Genomic DNA, 22,821 nt, shown 5'->3' with positions numbered 1-22,821 from the left:
CGCACCTTCCTCCGTACGAACCTTCGGCGTGTCATGGCCCTTACTGGTTGCTTTTTTGACCGTCGTCGGCGTGCTCGGCAGCATGCGCTTCAATGCCATCCTGGCCGACGGCGATACCTACTGGCACTTGGCAGTCGGGCGCTGGATGATCGAGCATCAAACCGTGCCGCAGAGCGATCCGTTTTCGCATTCAATGCCCGGCGTGGCCTGGACCGCGCACGAATGGTTGTCCGAGCTGGTGCTCACCGGCGTGCACCAAGCCGCTGGGTGGGCAGGGCTGGTTGTTCTCGTTGCATTGGTATTTGCCGGTACGCTGGCCTATGTGACGCGTTTTCTGCTGGCGCGCATGGAGCCGGTGCATGCCTTGCTGTTCACGGCGTTTGCTGCCGGCATGATGATGAGCCATCTGCTGGCGCGTCCTCATGTTCTTGTCTGGCCGGTGCTGGCCGTCTGGGTGGGTGCGCTCGTCAATGCGGGCGAGCATGGCCGTAATCCACCTTGGTGGCTGCTGCTGTTGATGCCGCTGTGGGCCAATTTGCATGGCAGCTTTACCCTCGGAATCACACTGGGTTCGGCGCTGGCGTTTGATGCGGTACTGGCCCGCCCGGCCGGACACCGACGTGCTGCGGCAAGGCTCTGGGGGAGTTTTGTGGGTTTGTCAGTCGTTGTTGCGATGTTTACGCCATGGGGTTGGCATGGACTTGTGTTTCCATTCCAGTTAATGAATATGACCGTAGCTCTGGATGTAATTCAAGAGTGGCTTTCGCCCAATTTTCATCGCCTTCAGATGCTGGAACTCTGGTTGATTCTGGTGCTGGCTATCGGGTGCGCGGGCCGCATGCGCCTGCCTTGGCTGCGCCTGCTGCTCATGCTGGGGCTGACCCATCTCGCGCTCAAACACCAGCGCCATGTGGCTGTACTCGGCTTGGTGACGCCTTTCCTGATCGCCGCCCCCCTGGCACGCCAGTGGCTCGCTACGAAAGGAAACGAACGCGATGCTGAGTCGGTTGATCGTGTGTTCCGTGCACTTGCGGCGCCCGCTCGATGGGGCGCAATTGCCACCGCCGGATTGCTGGCGACATTGCTGGTCGGGATGCTTTTGCAATCGAACCGCTTTGCGCCCATGAGCAAAACCACGCCTGAGGCTGCCGTAGCAGCCGCCATGCAAGCGGGAGCCTCAGGCCCTGTTCTCAACGCCTACCATTTCGGTGGATACCTGATCTATCGTGGGGTGCCGGTGTTCGTTGACGGTCGCGCCGACATGTACGGCGATGCGCTGATGAAACGTTATGTCGATGCCATGCAACTGCGTGAGTCGCAGAGCTTGCCGCGTCTGCTGGAGGACTACCGCATCGGCTGGACCTTGCTTGATCCGGGTACGCCGGCGCTGGCATTGCTCGACCGCTTGCCGGGTTGGCGGCGCGTGTATACGGATGCGGTTGCGGTAGTCCATGTTCGCGACAGCAACGGCACTTCTCGCTAGAGGGCCATCATGGATAAAGCAGAATTCGACCGTTTCGCCGATGAGTATGAACAGCAACATGCCAGCAATATCCGGCTCTCCGGTGAAACGCCCGCGTACTTTGCCCGTTACAAGGTGCAGGATGTGGCGCACTTGTGTACCGAACAGCCTCCCAGTCGCATCCTGGACTTTGGCGCGGGCGTCGGCGCTTCGGTGCCCCACTGGAGCGAGGCTTTTCCAGAGGCATCGCTTACCTGCCTGGACGTCTCTCAGCGTTCGCTGGATATTGCCCGAGAGCGCCATCCGGGCTCTGCGGATTACTGCATCTTCGATGGGGTCACGATTCCCTTTCCGGCGGGCAGCTTCGATGTAGCCTTCGCGGCGTGTGTTTTTCATCACATCGATAGCGAGGATCACATCCCCCTGTTGCGCGAGTTGCGTCGGGTGCTGACCGATGAGGGGCGTCTGTTCGTGTTCGAGCACAACCCGTTGAATCCGCTGACGCGACATGCCGTGAATACCTGCCCGTTCGATGCCAACGCGGTGCTGATCCGGGCAGGGACGCTGCATGAGCGCCTACGGGCTGCCGGTTTCGATCGTATTTCGCTGGCGTACCGCATTTTCTTTCCCGGTGCCTTGAGTGCCCTGCGTCCCCTGGAACGGATGCTGACGCGCCTGCCGCTGGGGGCGCAGTACCGGCTGTGCGCGCAGAGATGACAACAGCCCACCCGCGCCGCACCTTTTGGCGCTTTGTCGTGGTGGGGATGGCCAATACGTTCGCAGGATTGGCGTTCATCTATGGCGCGCGTGCGTTGGGATTGGGCGAAGTGGCAGCCAATGCAACCGGCTATGCCATTGGGCTCATGCTCAGTTTCGGGCTGAATCGGCAATGGACCTTCCGCCAGCGCGGCCCGTTGCTGCCACACGTACTCCGGTTTGCATCGGTCATGCTGCTGGCTTGGCTGATAAACGTTGCGGTATTGCTGGGATTGATGCGCTGGGGGGTGAGTGCCGTATTGGCTCAAGCGGGTGCGGTGCTGCCTTATACCGTGGTCGGCTATCTTGGTTGCCGCTGGTGGGTGTTCGCAAACCGGCTCAACCGCATGGAAGGAGAGCGAACATGACACGCCTGGCTATCATCGTGCCCTGCTACAACGAGGAAGCGGTACTGCCTGAAACCGCACGACGCCTGCTTGCATTGCTGGCCGATCTGCAGGCGCAAGGCGAGGTCAGCGACGATAGTGCGCTGTACTTTGTCAACGACGGTTCGCGCGACCGGACCTGGCCGCTCATCGAGGAACTGGCCGCCACGAACCCGCAGGTGCACGGCATCAAACTTTCACGCAACTGCGGGCATCAGAACGCGCTTCTGGCCGGGCTGTTCACGGTGCCAGGCGATGCGGTGATCAGTATTGACGCAGACCTGCAGGACGATCCCGAAGCAATGCGCGCGATGCTGGCCGCGCACCGGGGGGGCGCCGATGTGGTGTATGGCGTGCGCCGTCGCCGTACGACCGACACGTTCTTCAAGCGCTTCAGCGCAGAGGGCTATTATTGGCTGCTGGCTCGTCTGGGCGTGGAGATCGTCTTCAACCACGCCGACTATCGCCTGCTGTCGCGCCGCGCAATCGATGTGCTGAGGCAGTACCGTGAGCGCAACATTTTTTTGCGCGGAATCATTCCCAAACTGGGCTTCGACAGCGCCATCGTTCATTACGACCGAAGTGCGCGTTTGGCTGGCGAAACCAAATATCCATTGAAGAAGATGGTCGCCTTTGCTCTGGAAGGCGTGACTTCGTTTTCGGTGGCGCCGCTGCGCGCCATCATGTGGTTCGGGCTATGTGTATCGGTCTTGAGCTTTGCCGGCGGGCTTTGGACCTTGTGGGAGCGGTTGGTCAACAACGTGGGCGTCCCCGGCTGGGCGTCGACGCTGGTGCCGATGTTCTTTCTTGGCGGCATCCAGTTGCTCAGCCTGGGGGTGATCGGCGAATACGTCGCGAAGATTTACATGGAGAGCAAAGCTCGACCGCGTTACATCATTGATCGCGAAATCTAGTAGTCAGTCACGCAGGTTTGCGTGGATGCCGAGGCGCGCATCCGCGCCCCATGCGCGCGAAGCGAACCGCAGCCATAGCATGGCTATGGCGAGGATAAGCGACAGCGCGAATGGGGATGCGGGGCACGCCGAACATAGCAGAATCTGTGTGACTGACTACTAGCCCTTCCCACTGAAGATACAGGTTCAACAAATGCCGGCTGCTCCGCAATTTATCGCCTGGTTTCTTGCGTTGTTTGCCGTGACGCAGGTTCCGCTGTATTGGGTGCAGCATCCAGACATCATGGACTTCCCCAACCATCTGGCACGAATGCATGTGCTGATGCATTGGTCGGAATCCGGGATATTGCAGCGCTACTACGCACTTCGACCGTTTCAAATGGGCACCAATCTGGCGATGGACATCGTGGTGCCCCTATTGGCCGGATGGATGGGCGCAGCACTTGCGCTCAAGCTGTTTGCCTCGTTTGCCACGCTGCTGGTGAGTTCGGGTGCCGTGGCATTGGGCCGTGCCGTGACGGGCCGGGTCAGTTATTTGTTGCTGGGCGTGCTGCTATTCGCCCACAACGCCATGTTTCAGATGGGTTTATTCAACTACCTGTTTGGTCTTGGTTTGGCGTTCTGGCTACTTGCTGCCTGGATCTGCGCCCGCCATCGTGCTGGTTTCTGGCTCTGGATGGCGTTTGCGGCAGGCTGCGTCCTGATTTATTTCTGCCACCTGAGCGCGCTGGGCGTTTATGCCGTTGGCGTGCTGGGCTATGAGCTGGGATGCGCCCGCGCCCGGCGTGGCCTTATCGGCCGGTCGACATGGCAGGCCCCGTTCTTGGCCCTGTTGCAGTTTATTCCGGTGGCGCTGCTTCACCTGCTGGTATCGAATTCAGCCGGAAGCTATGTTCCGGTACCCTTCACGGGTTCATGGCTGCAAGCCGCGCTGGTCTGGTTCGCCCACAAGGCAACGATCCTGGCGCTTTCGCCGTCGATCTGTATTTCTGGTTACGTGCTGGGCCAGTCCGTATTCGGTTTTCTCCTCGTTTTTGCGCTCTATGTCGGCTTTCGCGAACGGATACTGAAGCTGGCCATGCCCGTTCGGTGGATGGCCGGCATGCTCGCGCTCGCCATCATCGTGCTTCCGCATGCCGGATTCGGTTCCAACATGGTCGATATCCGGCTGATTCCGGCGCTTGGCCTGATGGTGTGGTGTGGTCTGGAAGTTGGTGAGAACACCAGGTTGCGGCCTAAGGTAGTGCTGGGCGTGATCGCCGTGGCCGTGGCGCTGATCAGCGCGGAAACAGCCAGAGAGTGGGTATCGCGGGACACGCAATATCAGCGTATCAGGACTGCCCTGGCCCGGATTTCGGAAGGGGCGACGGTTGCCTCTGTCGTGCTGGACGGGCGTTCGGAGTCGCTGTCCATTTCACCCCACGCAGGGGCCTGGAGCATTATCGATCGCGCGGCTTTTCTATCGAATTTCTACATTTGGCCATTCCAGCCATTTCGAGTCGCCTACCAGATTCCGTATGTTCCGCTCGCCGCGTTGGCCCGAACCGATGCGCCAGGCACGTCTCCGCCGACATACGAGAGGCTCAAAAGCCACTACGATTACATCCTGATTTTCGGCGGGAATGAGGCCAAACGCATGCGCTACTCGCCCAATGCAGAGGCGGTTTTTATTTCGCAGTCAGTGAGGCTACTTCGAACCAATAGCCATGTGCAAACCCATATTGGGTTGCCAGCAAATGGCGTAACGGGGCGGCCAGAAAGAGGTGCTGAATGACCACGGCGAATCCTGTCGAAGCCGCGTCGGCGTTGGCCGGAGAAAATCGGCTGCTGCGATTCGCCGCTGGCGCGATGGTTTTTCTTGGCGCGTTCCTGGCGTTCAGCCTGGAGCCGATTGTCGGCCGGTTGGTGACCCCGTTTTTCGGCGGTGCGGTGCATGTATGGACCGTTAGCCTGATGGTGTTTCAGGCGTTGCTGTTGTTGGGTTATCTGTATGCCCATCTGCTGGCGCCACGTATCGGCGCTTGGCACCTTCTGCTTTTGTTTTTGCCTTTGCTTCAGTGGCCGCTGGGCTTTGTTTCTGAAGTTGCACCGAAGGCGCCGATTGTCACCTTGGTTGCTGCGTTACTGGTGCATGTTTCCCTGCCGTTTGCTGTTCTGAGTACCAGCGCGGTGGTGGCGCAAAGCTGGTGGTATGGTGCGTCGTCCAATCCAGGTCGTTCGCCACCTTTTTTCCTCTATGGCATATCGAATCTGGGCGCGATGGCCGCACTTTTCTCCTATCCATTTCTGGTGGAACCGCTGTTCGGCGTGACGGTGCAACGCTGGGCATGGAGCCTTGGTTATCTGTTCTATATGGGGGTGACGGCATGGGCCTGGATGCTGCTGAAACCTCGGTGTGAAGCCGGCAGGACCGATGAAGATGCCGTTTCCCGGCCAGGCAAGTTGGTCGTTCTGCACTGGCTGGCCTTGAGCGCCGGGCCATCGGCCCTGTTGCTCGCAGCCACCAATGTGATTGCCATGGAAGTGGGTTCCTTCCCCATGGTTTGGGTGCTGCCGTTGGCGCTGTATCTGGGGAGCTTCATCGTTGCTTTCCGCGACCGGCAGGGGGCTATCGTTTCCCGCCTCCATTTCTGGCTGATTGAGATGGCGCTGCTGGCGCTTTTGGCTGCCCGTTTCGCGGGGTTCGGTATTTGGGCGTTGCCTTTAATCCTGCTTGGCTTCTATGCCTTGTGCGTCATTGCCAACGAACGGCTTTATGGCTTGCGTCCGCATCCAGTCCAATTAACCGGCTTTTATTTGACGATTGCCGTCGGAGGCTGGATCGGCGGCTTGCTGGTGAGCCTGGTGGCGCCGCTGTTGTTTACCGGGTTACTGGAGTATCCCTTGTCTGTACTGGTTGTCGTCTTTGCCAGTTGGCAGCCGGGCATGCTTGCCTGGTGGCAAGCCACGACCTTGCTGAAAGGAGGAGGGCGCTTGGCGCTGCTGATGCTGGGCTGCACGGCGCTTGGCATGTCATTCTGGTATGCCCCGGAAGTTTATTCTTTACGCAATTTCTATGGTCTTTCCAGAATTATCGACCGCCAGTCCCAGGAGGGCGCGCCGTACCGGATGCTGGTCCATGGCGCAACGCTGCATGGCTTGCAATACCTCAACCCGGAACGGCACCACGAGCCTTTGGGCTACTACTACGCGGGCGGGGCGCTGGAGCAGGCGGTCTCGGTGCGTCACCGTCCGGCGCGCGTGGCCATGGTAGGGTTGGGTGCCGGCGGGGCGACGCCCTGGTTTGGCGCTGGCGAAGATATCGCCATCTTTGAAATCGACCCGGATATGGAACTGCTTGCCCGCCGCTGGTTCTCGTATCTGGAAAATACGCCTGCCCAAGTCCGCATCCAGGTGGGCGATGCGCGCCTGAACCTGGGCCGTGAAGCGCTCAAGGGGCATCGTCCTTATGATGTTGTTTTCATTGATGCCTTTTCCGGCGACGGTGTGCCAACGCATTTGTTGACGCTGGAAGCGCTGGATGTCTACCTGTCTCGTCTTGCGGAGGACGGCGTACTGGTGTTCCATGTTTCCAATCGCTATTACGATTTGCGGCCAATTCTCAAGGCCGCCGCCAAGGCGCGCGGGTTGGCTGCCGCCGCAACCCTGCAGCCAGGCAAGGACGCCGGACGGCTGAATATCGATCCCTGGGTTGTCGTACTGGCCCGGCAACCGGATCGCTTGGCGCCGCTATCGGCGGATGGGAAATGGACTGTGCTGGGGGAGCTTGATGGACTTCCTGACGTGGACGTATGGACCGATGATTATGTCAATATTCTGGCGCCGCTGTGGGTGAAGTGGAGCAAGCATGAATCAATATGACAGCTTTTTTTATGACTGGTTTGGTTTGAACAAAGCCCTGTTTTTATGGGTCAACAAGATACATGCCCCGGTCTTGGACCAAGTCATGCTTGCGGCCTCGTGGCTTGGGCATCCCGGACTATTTCCTTATTACATGGCAGCCGCACTTTTACTGGCATGGAAGAAGCCCGAGTTGATGCCTGTGCGCAATGTGGTGGTTTTTTCCCTATGCTATATCGTGACATCCATGGTCATGGTTCCTGCTCTCAAGGTTGCTCTGGATTTTCCTCGCCCTTGGGCGGTCTTGGAGGGGCAGGGAATCACGCTGCTGGGTAACTCGGATGCAAATCATTCTTTCCCTTCCGGTCACGCGGCCTACATTGTACTGATGGCGGCATCGCTCATGTCCAAGCTTCCCCGCGCCGGGAAAAATGCAATGCTGGTTTGGGTGTGGCTGGTGTGTATCTCTCGTGTTTCGGTGGGCGCACATTTTCCGGCAGATGTGGTGGCGGGGGTCGCAATAGCCATGTTGAATGTGTGGGCGGCTCGCAAGTGGTTACCGGATTGATTTTTACAGGGTGGGAAGGTGGCTGAAAAAACTAATCTGGACGGTCGATGTTTACGGATTGTGTTTGGCACCTATGCCATCTGTATGTCTTTGACCTATTTGATTTCACAGTTTGTAGGTGCGCCTTTCAGCTTGTGGTTCAACGATGGCCATTTTGTCGTTGTGGCTGCATTCTTTTTTCTGGTCTTTTTCGGTGTGATTTGGGATGGGGCGCTGATTTTGCTGGGCGTGATTTGCGAGAATTTGCAGCGTCGGCAGATGTTCTCGGGAATCGGGCGAATCACCGTTGAGACCGTAAGAAAATTCCGTTTTTTCACATGCGGACTGACACCGTTGGTTCTGATCGTGCTGACGGCATTTGCTTTGCTGGGAACTTCCAACATCACACTGATCAGCCTGAAGCTGCTTGGCCCCGTCACCAGTTGGCGCGATCCGTATCTGTGGGAAATCGAAAAGGACGTGCTGTTGTGGCTCACCCGGTTGCCGATCAATGTCACGGCTTGGGACACGCTCTATCATGGTTGTTGGCCGATCGAATTTTTTGCGGCCTTTGTACTGGTGTTGCTGGGCAGGGGCGCACGCCTCGTTCTGTATTATTGCGTTTCAATGATCGTCCTCTTTTATATCGGGCGCCTGTTGGGCGTGGTCAATCCCGTAATGGGGCCGGCTTTTTTCAAGCCGGAATTGTTTGGCTATCTCGATCATTCAATTACCCGGCAAGCCATGCAACTTGTTTCATCGGTCATGGCTCAACCACCTGAGCAGGCCATCGAGCACGGCGGAGTGTTGCTGGGAGGCGTTTCGGCCATGCCCAGTCTGCACGTGGCCATGGTCGCGGTGACGTCATACTGGCTTGCCGCAGCAAAACGCTGGACCCTGGTCGTGACGGTGCCCTGGGTTCTTCTGGTCTGGAGCGCAACCGTTGTTCTTGGCTGGCATTACATATTGGATGGAGCCGGGGGGATTGCTCTTGGCTCTGTGAGCGTAGTAGCTACGAACGCGTTGCTGCGCCGTTTGCTTCGAGATACAACGGATGTCGCGAGGGATAGCCAAGCCGCATGAATGGGTTTGAGCCCGTACCTGTGCCGCTTAACGAGAAACTGCCAACTGCGGCTTTGTGGAAGCTGCAATTGGCAGGTTGAGCAGATCAAGCGGAAAGTGCCATTAAATTGCTAGGGCAGCATCGAGCGCTGCACCGCCTCGGTCAATACCGTCAACAACCGGTCCGGCAGTAGACCCAGAAGCAGCAATAGCAGGCAGTTGACCGAGAGCAGGATGCGGCTGTCCGGCGCTGCAGCGATCGGGGCCTGGTTTTCCGGCTCGTCGAAATACATCACCTTGACCACGCGCAGGTAGTAGAACGCGCCGATCAGCGAGCAGGCCACCGCCAGCACGGCCAGCCAGATCGCGCCGGTGCTGATTACGGCCTTGAGCACCGCGAACTTGGCAAAGAAGCCGACGAAGACCGGGATGCCCGCCATCGAGAACATCACGATCAGCATCATGGCGGCGAACCACGGGTCGCGTTTGGCCAGTCCCTTGAAGTCGGCGATCTGGTCGGCCTCGAAATCCTTGCCCGAGAGCAGCATGATCATGCCGAAGCTGGCGGCGGCAGTGAGCATGTAGCTCATGGCGTAGAAGAAACTTGCTGCGTAGCCATCGCGTGTTCCAGCCATGAAGCCCAGCAGCAGGAAGCCCATGTGAGAAATGGTGGAGTAGGCCAGCATGCGCTTGAGGCGGGTCTGGGCGATGGCCGCCACGTTGCCGACGACGAGCGAGAGCACGGCCAGGATCGTGAGCATGCTGCTCCAGTCCGGCTTGTAGCCGGCCAGCGCTTCGGCGAGCAGGCGGAAGGTGAAGGCAAAGGCCGCGAGTTTCGGGGCGGAGCCGATCAGTTGGGTCAGGAGTGTCGGGGCACCGTCGTAGACATCGGGCACCCACATGTGGAACGGCACCGCACCGAGCTTGAAGCCGATGCCGGTGACGATGAATACCAAGCCGAAGATCGCCAGCAGGTTGTTGGCACCGTGTACGGTGATGCGCTGCGAGATGGTCGGAATGTCGAGTGCGCCGGTCGCACCGTAGACCATCGACATGCCGTAGAGCAACAGGCCCGATGCCAGCGCGCCGAGCACGAAGTATTTCATTGCCGCTTCGGTCGCGTGCACGTTGTTGCGCTGCATGGCGACAAGCGCGTAGAGCGAGAGCGAAAGCAGCTCCAGACCGATGTACAGCGTGACGAAGTTCGCGCCGGAAGCCATGACCATCATGCCGAGCAGGGCAAAGAGCGATAGCGCGAACAGTTCGCCGCGGAAAATGCCGCGCAGCCGGGCGTAGCTGCGGCCATAGACCAGCATCAGCGCCACGCCAATCACCATGCCGAATTTGGCGGCCTGCGACAGCGGGTCGGCGATGAACATGCCGTTGAAGCCCGGACGGGGAGACTGGCCCGCCGATTGCAGCAACAGGTATGCGGTGCCTGCCAATGCGGCGAGCGTCAGGCCATAGGCGATGGATTTGTTTCGTTCGTTGAGGAAAATATCGCTCAACAGAACGATCAGCGCAGCAACGAGCAGGAAGATTTCCGGCGTGGCGACGGCAAGATTAAGTTGTGTCCAGCTCATGGTTTAACCTTGTTCGGAAGAGGGCTGTCGGAAAGATCGGCGGCATCGGCGCCCGGCAGCGGCAAATTGTTTTTCGGGAGCTTGCTGACTGCTGCGGCCCGGATCAGGTCGTTGGTGGATTCGTGCAGTACATCGCCGAACAGGCGCGGGTAAAGGCCCATGCCCAGTACGCTGATGGCCAGTACGGCCAGCACGAGGAATTCGCGCGGCGAGACGTCCTTCAGCTCGGCCACATGCGCGTTGCCCGCCTCGCCGAAGATCACGCGCTTGACCATCCACAGCGTGTAGCCAGCGCCGAAGATCAGCGTGGTGGCCGCGGCAAACGCATACCAGAAGTTCACCTGTACCGCGCCGAGCACGACCATGAATTCGCCGACGAAGCCCGAAGTGCCGGGCAGGCCGGAGTTGGCCATTGCGAACAGCACCATGAAGGCGGCGAAGATCGGCATGCGGTTGGCCACGCCGCCGTAGTCGGCGATCTTGCGGCTGTGTACGCGGTCGTACATCACGCCGATGCAGTAGAACATCGCGGCAGAGACAAAACCGTGGCTGATCATCTGGATGATCGCGCCTTCGACTGCGTACTGGTTGAGCTCGCCCTTGGCGAACATGAACAGACCCAGCGTCACGAAACCCATGTGCGAGATCGACGAATACGCGACCAGCTTTTTCATGTCGGTCTGCACCAGCGCCACGAGGCCGATGTAGATCACAGCGACGAGCGAGAGCGCAATGAACAGCCAGGCGTATTCACGGCAGGCATCGGGCAGGATCGGCAATGCGAACCGCAGGAAGCCGTAGGCGCCGAGTTTCAGCGTGATCGCGGCCAGCACCATCGAGCCGCCGGTCGGCGCCTCGACGTGGGCATCGGGCAACCAGGTATGCACTGGCCACATCGGCACTTTCACCGCGAAGGCAAAGAAGAACGCGACCAGCAGCAGGGCTTGGGCGGAGAGTGGCAATTCGGCGCGCACGAAGTCTGCGATCTCGAAGCTGCCGCCGGCTTTCTGGTAGAGGTAGATCAGGGCAACCAGTGTGAGCAGCGAGCCAAGCAGCGTGTAGAGGAAGAACTTGAGCGCGGCATAGACGCGGCGCGGCCCGCCCCAGACGCCGATGATCAGATACATCGGGATCAGCATCGCTTCGAAGAACACGTAGAAAAGCATCGCATCGAGCGCGGCAAACGCGCCGTTGATCAGGCCGCACATGATCAGGAAGGCCGCCATGTATTGCGCCACGCGTTCCTGAATCACCTGCCAGCCGGCGATGACGACCATGAGTGTGACGAAGCTGTTGAGCAGCACGAACCACATCGAAAGGCCATCCACGCCCAGGTGGTAGTTGATGTTGAGGCTGGCAATCCACGGGCGCATTTCCTCGAACTGCGGACCGCCGTGCAGAGACTGGAAGCCGGTATAAAGCGGCAGCGTTACGAGGAAGCTCGCCAGTGCGCCTGCAAGCGCCAGCCAGCGCGCGACGTTGGCGTGGCGGTCGTTGCCGGTGGCGAGTACCAGCATACCCGCAACGACGGGTAGCCAGATGGCAAGGCTGAGAAGATGTCCTGTCATGTTGTTCTGTTCCGTTCAGTTCATCAGCGCAGGGCCGGCAAAATGCCGCCCAGCCACCAAGAAAGCAGGATGATCGCGCCGACGATCATCGCGAAAGCGTAGTGGTAGAGGTAGCCGGTCTGGATGCGGCGCACGAGGCCCGCGCCAAATTCCACAACCTTGGCCGAGCCGTTGACCAACAGGCCGTCGATCAGGATCGTGTCGCCGAGCTTCCAGAAGATCACGCCAATACCACGACCCGCAGCGGCAAAGCCATTGATGTAGAGATGATCCATGTAGTACTTGTTTTCCATCAGCGAGTAGAGCGGGCCGGCAGCCTTGCGGATCGCGGACGGAATATCCGGTCGCTTCAGGTAGAAGAACCAGGCCAAGGCCACTCCGGCTAGAGCAAGCCAGAAGGGCAGGGTGATGAAAGCGTGGGTGCCCATGCCGGTTACGCCACCATGCAGGCGGAACACTTCGCCCAGCTTGGCCATGGCTTCGTGGTTGCCGGAAATCAAAATGGCATCACTGAAAAAGTCGCCAAACAACATGGGTTCGATTTCTACGGCGCCAATGATTACGGACGGAATGGCGAGCAGTACCAAGGGCAGGGTGATGACCCACGGCGATTCGTGCGGCTTCTGACCTGGCGTCAAGCCGTGATGATGGTCGGTGGCTTCTTCCTCGTCGGTATGGTCGCCATGGTGGCTGGCCTTGCCGAAACGCTCCTTGCCGTGGAAGACGAGGAAGTACATGCGGAACGAGTAGAACGCAGTCACGAATACGCCGGCCATGACGGCGAAGTAGGCAAATCCGGCGGCGGGCAGCTTGCTGAAATGCACCGCCTCGATGATCGAATCCTTGGAATAGAAGCCGGAGAGGAACGGTGTGCCGATCAGCGCCAGCGAGCCGATCAGGGACGTGATCCAGGTGATCGGCATGTATTTTCGCAAGCCACCCATGTTGCGGATGTCCTGGTCGTGGTGCAGGCCCATGATGACCGAGCCGGCGGCGAGGAACAGCAGCGCCTTGAAGAAAGCGTGCGTCATCAGGTGGAATACCCCGGCCTGGTAGGCGGAAGCACCGAGCGCGACGGTCATGTAGCCGAGCTGCGACAGCGTGGAATATGCCACCACGCGCTTGATGTCGTTCTGGATGATGCCCAGAAGGCCCATGAACAGCGCCGTGATCGAGCCGATGACCAGGATGAAGTTCAGCGCGGCGTCGGAAAGCTCGAACAGCGGCGACATGCGCGCCACCATGAAGATGCCGGCCGTGACCATGGTCGCGGCGTGGATCAGCGCGGAGATCGGGGTCGGGCCTTCCATCGAATCGGGCAGCCAGACGTGCAGCGGGAACTGCGCCGACTTGCCCATCGCGCCGATGAAGAGCAGTACGCAGGTCACGGTCATCAGGGACCAGGCATGTCCGGGGAATAACGTGATCGTAGCCTCTTGTACGGAGGGGGCCGCCTTGAACACTTCGGCGTAATCGAGCGAGCCGAAGTGGGCCAGCACCAGGCCAATACCGAGCAGAAAGCCGAAATCGCCCACGCGGTTGATCAGGAAGGCCTTCATGTTGGCGAAGATCGCCGTCGGGCGCTTGAACCAGAAACCGATCAGGAGGTACGACACCAGACCGACCGCTTCCCAGCCGAAGAAGAGCTGCACGAAGTTGTTGCTCATCACCAGCATCAGCATCGAGAAGGTGAAGAGCGAGATGTAGCTGAAGAAGCGCGCGTAGCCTGGATCTTCATGCATGTAGCCGATGGTGTAGACGTGGACCATCAACGACACGAAAGTCACCACGCACATCATCATCGCGCTCAGGCGGTCGACAAGGAAGCCGACGTTGAATTCCAGCCCGGCCACGGTCAGCCAGGTGTAGACGCTGCCGTTGAAGCTGTCGCCGCCGGAGAGCAGTGTTTTAAGCACGTAGGCCGAGAGCAGGAAGGAGATGCCAACCCCGGCAATGGTGACGACATGGGCTGCGCGGCGGCTGATCGCCCAGCCGAACAGGCCGGCGATGAGCGCGCCAAGCAGCGGAGCGAGTGGAATAAGGAGGTAAATTGTCTGCATGGTCATCGGTTTATCCCTTCAGACTGTCGAGTTGTTCCACTTCTACCGAACGCAGGTTGCGGAACAGCACCACGAGGATCGCCAAGCCGATTGCGGATTCGGCGGCGGCCACGGTCAGGATGAAGAACACGAAAATCTGGCCGTGCAGATCGCCCATGAACTGCGAAAACGCGACGAAGTTCATGTTCACGGCGAGCAGCATCAGTTCGATGGCCATCAGCATCACGATCAGGTTCTTGCGGTTCATGAAGATGCCGAACACGCTGATCGAAAACAGCACGGCGCCGAGGCCAAGGTAGTGGGTGAGCGAGAGCATCAGGCTTTCTCCCCGGTGTGGGTGGTATCCGTTTCGGCGTGGGCCGGCTTTTCGGCTTCCATCTTGAGCACGACCACGCGGTCGGCGGCCTTGACCGCGACCTGGTCGGCCGGATCCTGGAACTTGGTGTTCTTGCGCTGGCGGTGCGTGAGGGCAATTGCGGCGATCATGCCGACCAGCAGCAAGACGGCTGCGAGCTGGAACGGCAGGAAATACTCGGTGTAGAGCAGCTTGCCCAGCGCCTTGGCGCTGTTGAACCCGGCGGCAGGCTCCGGCAGGCGGGCAGCCGAGAGGTTGGCGTAACGGCTGGTGAGCACCAGCAGCATTTCGCCGAGCATGATGGCGGCGACCGTGCCGGCAACCGGGAAGAAACGCCAGAAACCCTTGCGCAGCGATTCGAAGTTGATATCGAGCATCATGACCACGAACAGGAACAGCACCATGACCGCGCCGACGTAGATCAGCACCAGCGAAATAGCGAGGAATTCGGCCTTGATGAGCATCCACAGCATCGCGGCGGTGAAGAAGCACAGCACCAGCGACAGCGCTGCGTGCACCGGGTTCCGGGCCGTCACCACGCGCAGCGCGGCAAGGACGAGGATGGCGGCAAAGAGGTAGAACAGGGCAAGAGTCATGTTGGAACCTCAGCGGTATTTGGCATCGGCCGCCTTGCAGCGGAGGATGTCATCGCGGTAACGGTCGCCGATCGCCAGCAGCATCGGCTTGGTGTAGTACAGGTCGCTCTGTTTTTCGCCGTGGTATTCGAAGATCGGCGTCTGCACGATGGCATCGACCGGGCAGGCTTCTTCGCAGAAACCGCAATAGATGCACTTGTTGAGATCGATGTCGTAGCGCGTGGTGCGGCGCGAGCCGTCTTCGCGCTCGGCGGATTCGATCGTGATGGCCATGGCCGGGCAGACGGCCTCGCACAGCTTGCAGGCAATGCAGCGCTCTTCGCCGTCGTCGTAGCGCATCTGCGCATGCAGGCCGCGAAAACGCGGCGAGAGCGGGGTTTTTTCTTCCGGGTACTGCACCGTGATTGCGGGGGCGAACAGGTGGCGCAAGGTCACAGCCAGCCCCTGCAGCAGTTCCCACAGCAGGAAGGTCTTGATGAGTCGCAAAATTTTCTCCATGTCAGCCTATCCTTATTTCCAGATGGAGAACGGGGTTTGCATCCAGGCACCGATTAGCACGATCCAGACCAGCGTGACCGGGATGAACACTTTCCAGCCCAGCCGCATCAACTGGTCGTAGCGGTAGCGCGGGAAGGTGGCGCGGAACCACAGGAAGCAGAACAGCAGGAACGCAACCTTCGCAACCCACCAGAGGAAACACGGCGCACCGAGTACCGGGATGCTGGCCGGGAACGGCGAGAGCCAGCCGCCGAGGAACAGCACGGAGGCCATGGCCGAGATCAGGATCATGTTTGCGTATTCGGCCAGGAAGAACTGGGCGAAGGTCATGCCCGAGTATTCGATCATGTGGCCGGCCACGATTTCAGATTCGCCTTCGACGACATCAAACGGGCAGCGATTGGTTTCGGCAAGCCCGGAAACGAAATACACCACGAAGAGCGGAGCGAGCGGGATCAGGTTCCACGACAGGATCGAGCCGCCGGCAATGCCACGTCCCTGTTGCTCAACGATTTCGGTCAGGTTCAGGCTGCCCGAAACCATCATTACGCCGATCAGCGCGAAGCCCATCGCCAGTTCGTAGGAGATGACCTGTGCAGCGGCGCGCATTGCGCCGAGGAAGGCGTACTTCGAGTTGGATGCCCAGCCGGAGATGATCACGCCGTAAATGCCCATCGACGTGATGGCCATGATGTAGAGCAGGCCGACGTTGATGTCGGCGACAACGAAGCCGGGATAGAACGGCACCACGGCCCAGGCCGCCATCGCCGGGATCATCACCATCGCCGGGCCGAGATAGAAGAGGCCGGTGTTGGCAGCGGACGGGGTAATGATTTCCTTGAGAACCAGCTTGACGCCGTCGACGACCGGTTGCAGCAGGCCGAACGGGCCGACGCGGTTCGGGCCGATACGGATCTGCATCATGCCGATGATCTTGCGCTCGGCCAGCGTCAGGTAGGCGACGCCCCCCATCAGCGGGCCGATAACGCAGACGATCTTGAGCAGCGACCAGCCAACGAAGGCGAGATCGGTGCCCAGATACTGCGTCATGAGCTGCAGGGGCAGTTGCAGGAGTTGTTGCAGTTCCATCATCCGGCCCTCTCTACGGTGACGGGCGCGAACAGGCCGCCCAGTCCGGTGGTCAATGGGTGGCTGCCGGCAATATGAATCACGCCGTCGGGCAGCGTTGTGTCTTCCCGTACGCACAACAGCGCCTTGCCACCGGCTTGCGCGGCGCAGGCCGAATCGCCTGCCTTGAGGCTCAATCCTGCCAGGGTTGCGGCATTGGCTCGCAGCGCCGGCTCGGCAGCGTCGGCAGTCGCCTGCAGCGCCGGTGCGCGGCGGGTCAGTGCGTCGAGCTGGTAGAGCGGCACTTCGCCCAGGCGCACGAGGCCCGAAGCCGCTTGCGCTTTCACGGCGACAGGGGCTTTCAGTGCGTTGGACAGGCGCGGCGCGATGTCGCCGGCCAAAGCTTCGTCGCGAATGGCTTCGGAGCTTTCGTAGTCAAAGCCATTGAAGCCCAGCACGTTGCCGAGCACGCGCAGCACCTTCCACGCCGGGCGGGTTTCGCCCAAGGGGCGTACCACGCCGTTGAAGCTCTGCGCGCGGCCTTCCATGTTGACGAAGGTGCCGGAGGTTTCGGTAAACGGCGCAACGGGCAGGATCACGTCCGCGTAATCCTTCACGCCATCCGCGAACGGATTGAGCGCGACGACGAAATCGGCAGCGCGCACGGCAGCCAGAGCCTCGGTCGCGTTGTGGCAATCGAATTGCACTTCGGCGTTGAGCAGGATCAATGCCTTTTTCGGGCTGGCGAAGAGATTGCCGCTAGTTTCCGCGCCGATCAGTTGCGCGCCGACCGTGTTGGCGGCCTCGCTCATCACGCCGAGCTTGGCGCCGCTCAACTCGGCCAGTGCTGCGGCGGCGGCGTGGAGTTCGGCATAACGCGGATGGTGTGCGGCGAGATTGCCGAGCAGGATGGCGCTATGGGCGGTGAGTGTGGCGGCAATCGAGCGGGAAGCGTCGCAGACTTCGATGCTGGAAAGATCGATATGCGCTGGAGCGGTTTTCCCTGCGGCTTCGCAGGCTGCCTTGAGTACAGTAAGCAATGCCTCGACCATTTGATCCGGACGCACGATGAGTTCGCCTGCGAGCGGAGCCAGCAGGTCGTAGCGGGCCGGATTGAGCACGGAGAGCTTCATGCCGCGCTTGGCCGACTGGCGCAGGCGTTGCGCCAGCAGTGGTTGTTCCTTGCGGATGTTCGAGCCGATCACGAGCACGGCATCGCTTTGCGCGAGTTCGGCGATGGATTGGCCGAGCCAGGTGGCGCCGGCGGTGTGCAGGCGGAAATCAGCCGCGCGCAGTCGGGTTTCCACCTGTTCCACGCCCAAACCCGCCATGAGCTTGCGCAGCATGAACAACTCTTCGACGGTGCTGTTCGGCGTGGCAAGCGCAGCCACGCTGTCGCGGCCATGCGCGGCAACGGTGTCTTTCAGCTTGCCGGCAACGAGTTCTAACGCGCTTTGCCAGTCGGTTTCGATCCACTGGCCGTCTTTCTTGACCTGCGGCTTGGTAGCACGGCTGGCCGAGTTCAGCGCTTCGTAGGAGAAACGGTCTCGGTCGGAGAGCCAGCATTCGTTGATGGCTTCGTTCTCCAGCGGCAATACGCGCATGACCTTGTGGTTCTTGACCTGCACGATCAGGTTGGAGCCCAAGCCATCATGCGGGGCGATTGACTTGCGGCGCGACAATTCCCAAGCACGGACGGTGTAGCGGAACGGCTTGCTGGTGAGTGCACCGACCGGGCAGAGGTCGATCACGTTGCCGGAAATTTCCGAGTTCACCGTTTTGCCAAGGAAGGGCATGACTTCGGAATGCTCGCCGCGATGCGCCAAGCCCAGTTCCTGATAACCGGCGACTTCCTCGGTAAAGCGCACGCAGCGGCTGCAGTGGATGCAGCGCGTCATTTCGGTCGTGATCAGTGGGCCGAGATCCTTGTTCGGTACGATGCGCTTTTCTTCGCGGTAGCGCGATTCGCCCGCGCCGTAGCCGACCGCGATGTCCTGCAAATGGCATTCGCCGCCCTGGTCGCAGATCGGGCAGTCGAGCGGATGGTTGATCAGCAGGAATTCCATCACACCCTTCTGGGCGGTGACGGCGGCATTGGAGTGGGTCTTGACGACCATGCCGGCGGTGACCGGAGTCGCGCAAGCCGGCAGCGGCTTGGGCGCTTTCTCGACTTCCACGAGGCACATGCGGCAGCTCGCCGCAATCGAGAGCTTCTTGTGGTAGCAGAAATGCGGGATATGGACGCCCAGCGCGCGCGCCGCATCCATGACCGTGCTGCCTGGAGCCACCGTGGTCTTTTTGCCGTCGATTTCAATTTCCAGCATGATCGGCTATCCGTTTCTCAATATTCAGATCAAAAAACCGTCTCACCACGAAGTACACAAAGATCACCAAGAAAACTGGAAGTTTTAGCGTTGACCGTGAGGGGTAACGCCGTCTTCAAGCAATTTTGCTTTGGAGTCGAATTGCTTTCCCTTTGTGTCCTTCGTGTTCTTTGTGGTGGAAGGTTTTTCCTTATCAACCAACCAGACAACGCTTGTTGGCGATGTGGTATTCAAATTCGTCGCGGAAATGCTTGAGCATGCCGCGTACCGGCAGCACCGCGGCATCGCCCAAGGCGCAGATGGTGCGCCCGGCAATGTTGTCGCCGATGCTGGCCAGCAATTCCAAATCTTCGGGGCGGCCTTCGCCGTGTTCGATGCGGTGCACGATGCGGTAGAGCCAGCCGGTGCCTTCGCGGCAAGGCGTACACTGGCCGCAGGATTCCTCGAAATAGAAGTACGAGAGCCGTTCCAGCGCCTTGACCATGCACACGGTCTCATCCATCACGATGACTGCGCCGGAGCCCAGCATCGAGCCGGCCTTGGCGATGGCGTCGAAATCCATGGTGAGGTTCATCGCGATGTCGGCGGGCAGCACCGGGGCGGACGAGCCGCCCGGAATCACCGCCTTGAGCTTCTTGCCGCCGCGCATGCCGCCGGCCATGTCCAGCAGTTCGGCGAACGGTGTGCCGAGCGGGATCTCGTAGTTGCCGGGGCGGTTCACATGCCCGGATACCGAAAACAGTTTGGTGCCGCCGCTGTTGGGTTTGCCGAGTGCCTGGAATTCCTGGCCGCTGTTGCGCAGAATCCACGGGATCGAGGCAAAGGTTTCGGTGTTGTTGATGATGGTCGGCTTGCCGTAGAGACCGACCACAGCCGGGAACGGCGGCTTGTAGCGCGGCTGGCCTTTCTTGCCCTCAATCGATTCGAGCAGCGCCGATTCTTCGCCGCAGATATAGGCGCCATAGCCGTGATGCGCATGCAACTGGAACGAAAAGCTGCTGCCAAGGATGTTGTCGCCGAGGAAACCTGCTGCGCGTGCCTCTTCGATGGCGGCTTCGAATTGCTGGTAAAGCTCGAAGATTTCGCCGTGGATGTAGTTGTAGCCGACGGTTGCGCCGGTTGCCCACGCGGCGAGGATCATGCCCTCGATCACTGCATGCGGGTTGTAGGCGAGGATGTCGCGGTCCTTGAAGGTGCCCGGTTCGCCTTCGTCGGTGTTGCAGACGAGGTATTTCTGGCCGACATAACCCTTGGGCAGGAAAGTCCATTTCAAGCCGGTCGGGAAACCCGCACCGCCGCGCCCGCGCAGGCCGGAGGCTTTGACCTCTTCGATGACGGCTTCGGGGGCGATCTTCTCGGCAACGATCTTTTTCAGTGCCGCATAGCCGCCGCGCTGGATGTACTGGTCGATGCTCCAGCAGCGGGGCAGGTCGAAATCGACGTTCTCGAACACGATGCCTTTGACGTAAACGGTCATTCGAGTTCTCCCAGTTTCTTGTCGATCTCATCCGGGGTCATGCTCGCGCACATCTTGTGATTGTTGACGAGCATCACCGGTGCCGAGCCGCAAGCGCCCATGCATTCGCCTTCGACCAGCGTGAACTTGCCGTCCGCCGTGGTCTCACCGAAACCGATGCCAAGCTTCTGCTTGAGATATTCGGCAGCCGTGACGCCGCCCGAGAGCGCGCAGGGCAGGTTGGTGCAGACTGTGAGCTTGTACCTGCCGACCGGCTTGAGGTCATACATGTTGTAGAAGCTCGCGACTTCGTACACGGCGACCGGGGCCATCTGTAGATAGTCGGCGACTTCGGCGACGAGTTCTTCGGAGAGCCAGCGGTGTTCGGTCTGGGCAATGCGCAGCGCGCCCATGACGGCCGAGCGCTTGTGTTCGGCCGGATACTTGGCTACTTCGCGGTCGATCAGCGCGCGCGCTTCATTGGAGAGCAGTTGAGGCATCAGCGGTCCACCTCGCCAAAAACGATATCGAGCGTGCCGATGATCGCGACCACGTCGGCCAGCATGTGGCCGCGTGAAAGCTCATCGAGCGCGGAAAGATGGCAGAAGCCCGGCGCGCGGATCTTCATGCGGTAGGGCTTGTTGGCGCCGTCGGAAAGCAGGTAGATGCCGAACTCGCCCTTCGGGTGTTCGATGGCGGCATAGGCTTCGCCCAGCGGCACGTGCATGCCCTCGCTGAAGAGCTTGAAGTGATGGATCAGCTCTTCCATGTTCGACTTCATGGCGTCGCGCTTGGGCGGGGCGATCTTGTGGTTTTCGGTGATGACCGGGCTGGGGTTCTTCTTCAGCCAGTCCACGCACTGGCGGATGATACGGTTCGACTGGCGCAGTTCTTCCACGCGCACCAGATAACGGTCGTAGCTGTCGCCGTTCTTGCCGATCGGGATGTCGAAATCCAGCCGGTCGTAGATTTCATACGGTTGCTTCTTGCGCAAGTCCCAGGCAATGCCGGAGCCGCGCAGCATCGGGCCGGAGAAACCGAGCGCCTTGGCTCGGTCCGGATCGACCACGCCGATGCCGACGGTGCGCTGTTTCCAGATTCGGTTGTCGGTGAGCAGCGTTTCGTATTCGTCGATGCGGGCCGGGAAGCGGTTGGTGAAGTCTTCGATGAAATCGAGCAGCGAGCCGTCGCGGTTGGCGTTGATGCGCTGCAGCTTGGCCTTGTTGCGCAGCTTCGATTCTTCGTACTTCGGCATCGAATCGGGCAGGTCGCGGTAAACGCCGCCGGGACGGAAGTAGGCCGCGTGCATGCGTGCGCCGGAAACCGCCTCGACCATGTCGAGCAGGTCTTCTCGTTCGCGGAAGCAGTAGATGAACATCGTCATCGCACCGAGGTCGATGCCGTGCGCGCCCAGCCACAGCAGGTGGCTCAACAGGCGGGTGATTTCGGCATACATCACGCGGATGTACTGTGCGCGGACCGGCGCTTCGATGCCGAGCAGCTTTTCCACGGCCAGGCAGTAGGCCTGCTCGTTGGAGAGCGGCGACATGTAGTCGAGCCGGTCCATGTAGGGCAGGTTCTGCAGCCAGGTCTTGGTTTCGGCAAGCTTTTCGGTGGCGCGGTGCAAGAGGCCGATGTGCGGATCGGCGCGCTGCACCACTTCGCCGTCGAGCTCCAGGATCAGGCGCAATACGCCGTGCGCGGCAGGGTGTTGCGGGCCGAAGTTGATCGAGTAGTTGCGGATTTCAGCGGTCACCGTAGTTCTCCTCGCGGATGATGCGCGGGGTCAGCTCGCGCGGCTCGATGGTGACGGGTTGGTAGACGACGCGGGCTTGTTCTTCGTCGTAGCGCATTTCCACGTGGCCGGTGACCGGGAAATCCTTGCGGAACGGGTGGCCGACGAAACCGTAGTCGGTGAGAATGCGGCGCAGATCGGGGTGGCCTTCGAAAACGATGCCGAAGAGATCGAACGCCTCGCGCTCGAACCAGTTCACGCCCGGCCAGGTATCCATCATCGAACAGAGCGTGGGCGCATTGTCGTCCGGGCAGAACACGCGCACGCGCAGGCGCACGTTGTTGCTGATCGACAGGAGGTGGTAAACCGCGGCAAAGCGCGGGCCTTGCCAGGCACCGTCTTCGAATTCGCTGTAGTCCACGCCGCAAACGTCGAGACACGATTCAAAACCGAGCTGGTCGCGCAGCTTCAGCGCAACGGTCTGCCAGTGCGCAGCCGGGGTTTCCAGCGTGATTTCGTTGAGCGCTTGCTTGAGACCGGCAATTTCGTTCTCGTTCAGCGTGCGCTTCAACTGGTCCGTCAAAAGGGAAAGTCTGCTCGCCATGGTTGCC

General features: G+C 60.2%; 20 protein-coding genes. 8 read left to right on the top strand and 12 right to left on the bottom strand.

All coding sequences use genetic code 11. From position 1 onward, the window contains the following. Window positions 1-28 precede the first annotated feature (28 nt). The 8 genes from BMZ36_RS03935 (at window position 29) to BMZ36_RS03900 (ending at window position 8,988) form a co-directional block, all read left to right on the top strand. On the top strand, window positions 29-1,483 hold the full coding sequence (locus tag BMZ36_RS03935; protein WP_143085964.1) for a hypothetical protein: 1,455 nt from the start codon (window positions 29-31) through the stop codon (window positions 1,481-1,483). A 9-nt stretch (window positions 1,484-1,492) separates the two neighbouring features. Next, the gene (locus BMZ36_RS03930) at window positions 1,493-2,179 is read left to right on the top strand and encodes a class I SAM-dependent methyltransferase (RefSeq protein WP_091191647.1); all 687 of its coding nucleotides are present in this window, start codon (window positions 1,493-1,495) and stop codon (window positions 2,177-2,179) included. After that, entirely contained in the window at window positions 2,176-2,586 is a 411-nt protein-coding gene (locus tag BMZ36_RS03925) for a GtrA family protein (RefSeq protein ID WP_091191644.1), read from the top strand. Before BMZ36_RS03930 ends, BMZ36_RS03925 begins: the two co-directional genes overlap by 4 nt. Further along, the gene (locus BMZ36_RS03920) at window positions 2,583-3,518 is read left to right on the top strand and encodes a glycosyltransferase family 2 protein (protein WP_091191642.1); all 936 of its coding nucleotides are present in this window, start codon (window positions 2,583-2,585) and stop codon (window positions 3,516-3,518) included. Before BMZ36_RS03925 ends, BMZ36_RS03920 begins: the two co-directional genes overlap by 4 nt. 193 nt (window positions 3,519-3,711) lie before the next feature. Further along, window positions 3,712-5,292, top strand: coding sequence for a hypothetical protein (locus BMZ36_RS03915; protein ID WP_091191640.1), 1,581 nt, complete (start codon window positions 3,712-3,714; stop codon window positions 5,290-5,292). Further along, window positions 5,289-7,379 carry a fused MFS/spermidine synthase gene (locus tag BMZ36_RS03910; RefSeq protein WP_091191638.1) on the top strand — a complete coding sequence of 697 codons (2,091 nt, stop codon included), beginning with the start codon at window positions 5,289-5,291 and terminating at the stop codon, window positions 7,377-7,379. The genes BMZ36_RS03915 and BMZ36_RS03910 overlap by 4 nt, the downstream gene beginning before the upstream one ends. Further along, window positions 7,366-7,926 (top strand): phosphatase PAP2 family protein, encoded by a 561-nt coding sequence (locus tag BMZ36_RS03905; protein WP_091191636.1) that lies wholly within the window; start codon window positions 7,366-7,368, stop codon window positions 7,924-7,926. The genes BMZ36_RS03910 and BMZ36_RS03905 overlap by 14 nt, the downstream gene beginning before the upstream one ends. A gap of 18 nt (window positions 7,927-7,944) precedes the next feature. Next, window positions 7,945-8,988, top strand: a complete 1,044-nt coding sequence (locus BMZ36_RS03900) for a phosphatase PAP2 family protein (RefSeq protein ID WP_143085963.1) — start codon at window positions 7,945-7,947, stop codon at window positions 8,986-8,988. A gap of 110 nt (window positions 8,989-9,098) precedes the next feature. On the opposite strand, the gene nuoN is transcribed toward BMZ36_RS03900, so the two are convergent. The 12 genes from nuoN to BMZ36_RS03840 form a co-directional block, all read right to left on the bottom strand. Next, window positions 9,099-10,550 carry an NADH-quinone oxidoreductase subunit NuoN gene (nuoN, locus tag BMZ36_RS03895; protein ID WP_091191632.1) on the bottom strand — a complete coding sequence of 484 codons (1,452 nt, stop codon included), beginning with the start codon at window positions 10,548-10,550 and terminating at the stop codon, window positions 9,099-9,101. Continuing rightward, window positions 10,547-12,118 carry an NADH-quinone oxidoreductase subunit M gene (locus tag BMZ36_RS03890; protein ID WP_091191630.1) on the bottom strand — a complete coding sequence of 524 codons (1,572 nt, stop codon included), beginning with the start codon at window positions 12,116-12,118 and terminating at the stop codon, window positions 10,547-10,549. The genes nuoN and BMZ36_RS03890 overlap by 4 nt, the downstream gene beginning before the upstream one ends. A 23-nt stretch (window positions 12,119-12,141) precedes the next feature. Further along, complete coding sequence (gene nuoL / locus BMZ36_RS03885) at window positions 12,142-14,184, bottom strand: NADH-quinone oxidoreductase subunit L (RefSeq protein ID WP_091191627.1); 2,043 nt, start codon at window positions 14,182-14,184, stop codon at window positions 12,142-12,144. Window positions 14,185-14,188: 4 nt separating this feature from the next. Then, complete coding sequence (gene nuoK, locus BMZ36_RS03880; RefSeq protein WP_091191625.1) at window positions 14,189-14,494, bottom strand: NADH-quinone oxidoreductase subunit NuoK; 306 nt, start codon at window positions 14,492-14,494, stop codon at window positions 14,189-14,191. Next, the gene (locus BMZ36_RS03875) at window positions 14,494-15,129 is read right to left on the bottom strand and encodes an NADH-quinone oxidoreductase subunit J (protein WP_091191623.1); all 636 of its coding nucleotides are present in this window, start codon (window positions 15,127-15,129) and stop codon (window positions 14,494-14,496) included. The genes nuoK and BMZ36_RS03875 overlap by 1 nt, the downstream gene beginning before the upstream one ends. Window positions 15,130-15,138: 9 nt before the next feature. Beyond that, window positions 15,139-15,627 (bottom strand): NADH-quinone oxidoreductase subunit NuoI, encoded by a 489-nt coding sequence (gene nuoI / locus BMZ36_RS03870; protein ID WP_091191621.1) that lies wholly within the window; start codon window positions 15,625-15,627, stop codon window positions 15,139-15,141. 12 nt (window positions 15,628-15,639) lie between these two features. Next, window positions 15,640-16,716, bottom strand: a complete 1,077-nt coding sequence (nuoH, locus tag BMZ36_RS03865) for an NADH-quinone oxidoreductase subunit NuoH (protein WP_218142626.1) — start codon at window positions 16,714-16,716, stop codon at window positions 15,640-15,642. Next, window positions 16,716-19,019, bottom strand: a complete 2,304-nt coding sequence (nuoG, locus tag BMZ36_RS03860) for an NADH-quinone oxidoreductase subunit NuoG (RefSeq protein ID WP_091191619.1) — start codon at window positions 19,017-19,019, stop codon at window positions 16,716-16,718. Before nuoG ends, nuoH begins: the two co-directional genes overlap by 1 nt. 193 nt (window positions 19,020-19,212) lie before the next feature. Continuing rightward, complete coding sequence (gene nuoF, locus BMZ36_RS03855) at window positions 19,213-20,496, bottom strand: NADH-quinone oxidoreductase subunit NuoF (protein ID WP_091191617.1); 1,284 nt, start codon at window positions 20,494-20,496, stop codon at window positions 19,213-19,215. Continuing rightward, window positions 20,493-20,966 carry an NADH-quinone oxidoreductase subunit NuoE gene (gene nuoE / locus BMZ36_RS03850; protein WP_091191797.1) on the bottom strand — a complete coding sequence of 158 codons (474 nt, stop codon included), beginning with the start codon at window positions 20,964-20,966 and terminating at the stop codon, window positions 20,493-20,495. Before nuoE ends, nuoF begins: the two co-directional genes overlap by 4 nt. Before the next feature lie 8 nt (window positions 20,967-20,974). Beyond that, window positions 20,975-22,231 carry an NADH-quinone oxidoreductase subunit D gene (locus BMZ36_RS03845; protein WP_091191614.1) on the bottom strand — a complete coding sequence of 419 codons (1,257 nt, stop codon included), beginning with the start codon at window positions 22,229-22,231 and terminating at the stop codon, window positions 20,975-20,977. Further along, a complete protein-coding gene (locus tag BMZ36_RS03840) occupies window positions 22,221-22,814 on the bottom strand; it encodes an NADH-quinone oxidoreductase subunit C (RefSeq protein WP_091191611.1) in 594 nt (197 codons plus the stop codon). Before BMZ36_RS03840 ends, BMZ36_RS03845 begins: the two co-directional genes overlap by 11 nt. Between the last annotated feature and the right edge of the window lie 7 nt (window positions 22,815-22,821).

Origin of the sequence: Formivibrio citricus, assembly GCF_900115065.1 — a bacterium.
GTDB lineage: Bacteria > Pseudomonadota > Gammaproteobacteria > Burkholderiales > Chitinibacteraceae > Formivibrio > Formivibrio citricus.
This window is presented reverse-complemented; position numbering and strand designations above follow the sequence as displayed.

Coding starts and splice junctions, on each gene's coding strand:
- BMZ36_RS03930 (WP_091191647.1), top strand. CDS start 1,493: ATGGATAAAGCAGAATTCGACCGTTTCGCCGATGAGTATGAACAGCAA.
- BMZ36_RS03925 (WP_091191644.1), top strand. CDS start 2,176: ATGACAACAGCCCACCCGCGCCGCACCTTTTGGCGCTTTGTCGTGGTG.
- BMZ36_RS03920 (WP_091191642.1), top strand. CDS start 2,583: ATGACACGCCTGGCTATCATCGTGCCCTGCTACAACGAGGAAGCGGTA.
- BMZ36_RS03915 (WP_091191640.1), top strand. CDS start 3,712: ATGCCGGCTGCTCCGCAATTTATCGCCTGGTTTCTTGCGTTGTTTGCC.
- BMZ36_RS03910 (WP_091191638.1), top strand. CDS start 5,289: ATGACCACGGCGAATCCTGTCGAAGCCGCGTCGGCGTTGGCCGGAGAA.
- BMZ36_RS03905 (WP_091191636.1), top strand. CDS start 7,366: ATGAATCAATATGACAGCTTTTTTTATGACTGGTTTGGTTTGAACAAA.
- nuoN (WP_091191632.1), bottom strand. CDS start 10,550: ATGAGCTGGACACAACTTAATCTTGCCGTCGCCACGCCGGAAATCTTC.
- BMZ36_RS03890 (WP_091191630.1), bottom strand. CDS start 12,118: ATGACAGGACATCTTCTCAGCCTTGCCATCTGGCTACCCGTCGTTGCG.
- nuoL (WP_091191627.1), bottom strand. CDS start 14,184: ATGACCATGCAGACAATTTACCTCCTTATTCCACTCGCTCCGCTGCTT.
- nuoK (WP_091191625.1), bottom strand. CDS start 14,494: ATGCTCTCGCTCACCCACTACCTTGGCCTCGGCGCCGTGCTGTTTTCG.
- BMZ36_RS03875 (WP_091191623.1), bottom strand. CDS start 15,129: ATGACTCTTGCCCTGTTCTACCTCTTTGCCGCCATCCTCGTCCTTGCC.
- nuoI (WP_091191621.1), bottom strand. CDS start 15,627: ATGGAGAAAATTTTGCGACTCATCAAGACCTTCCTGCTGTGGGAACTG.
- nuoH (WP_218142626.1), bottom strand. CDS start 16,716: ATGGAACTGCAACAACTCCTGCAACTGCCCCTGCAGCTCATGACGCAG.
- nuoG (WP_091191619.1), bottom strand. CDS start 19,019: ATGCTGGAAATTGAAATCGACGGCAAAAAGACCACGGTGGCTCCAGGC.
- nuoF (WP_091191617.1), bottom strand. CDS start 20,496: ATGACCGTTTACGTCAAAGGCATCGTGTTCGAGAACGTCGATTTCGAC.
- BMZ36_RS03840 (WP_091191611.1), bottom strand. CDS start 22,814: ATGGCGAGCAGACTTTCCCTTTTGACGGACCAGTTGAAGCGCACGCTG.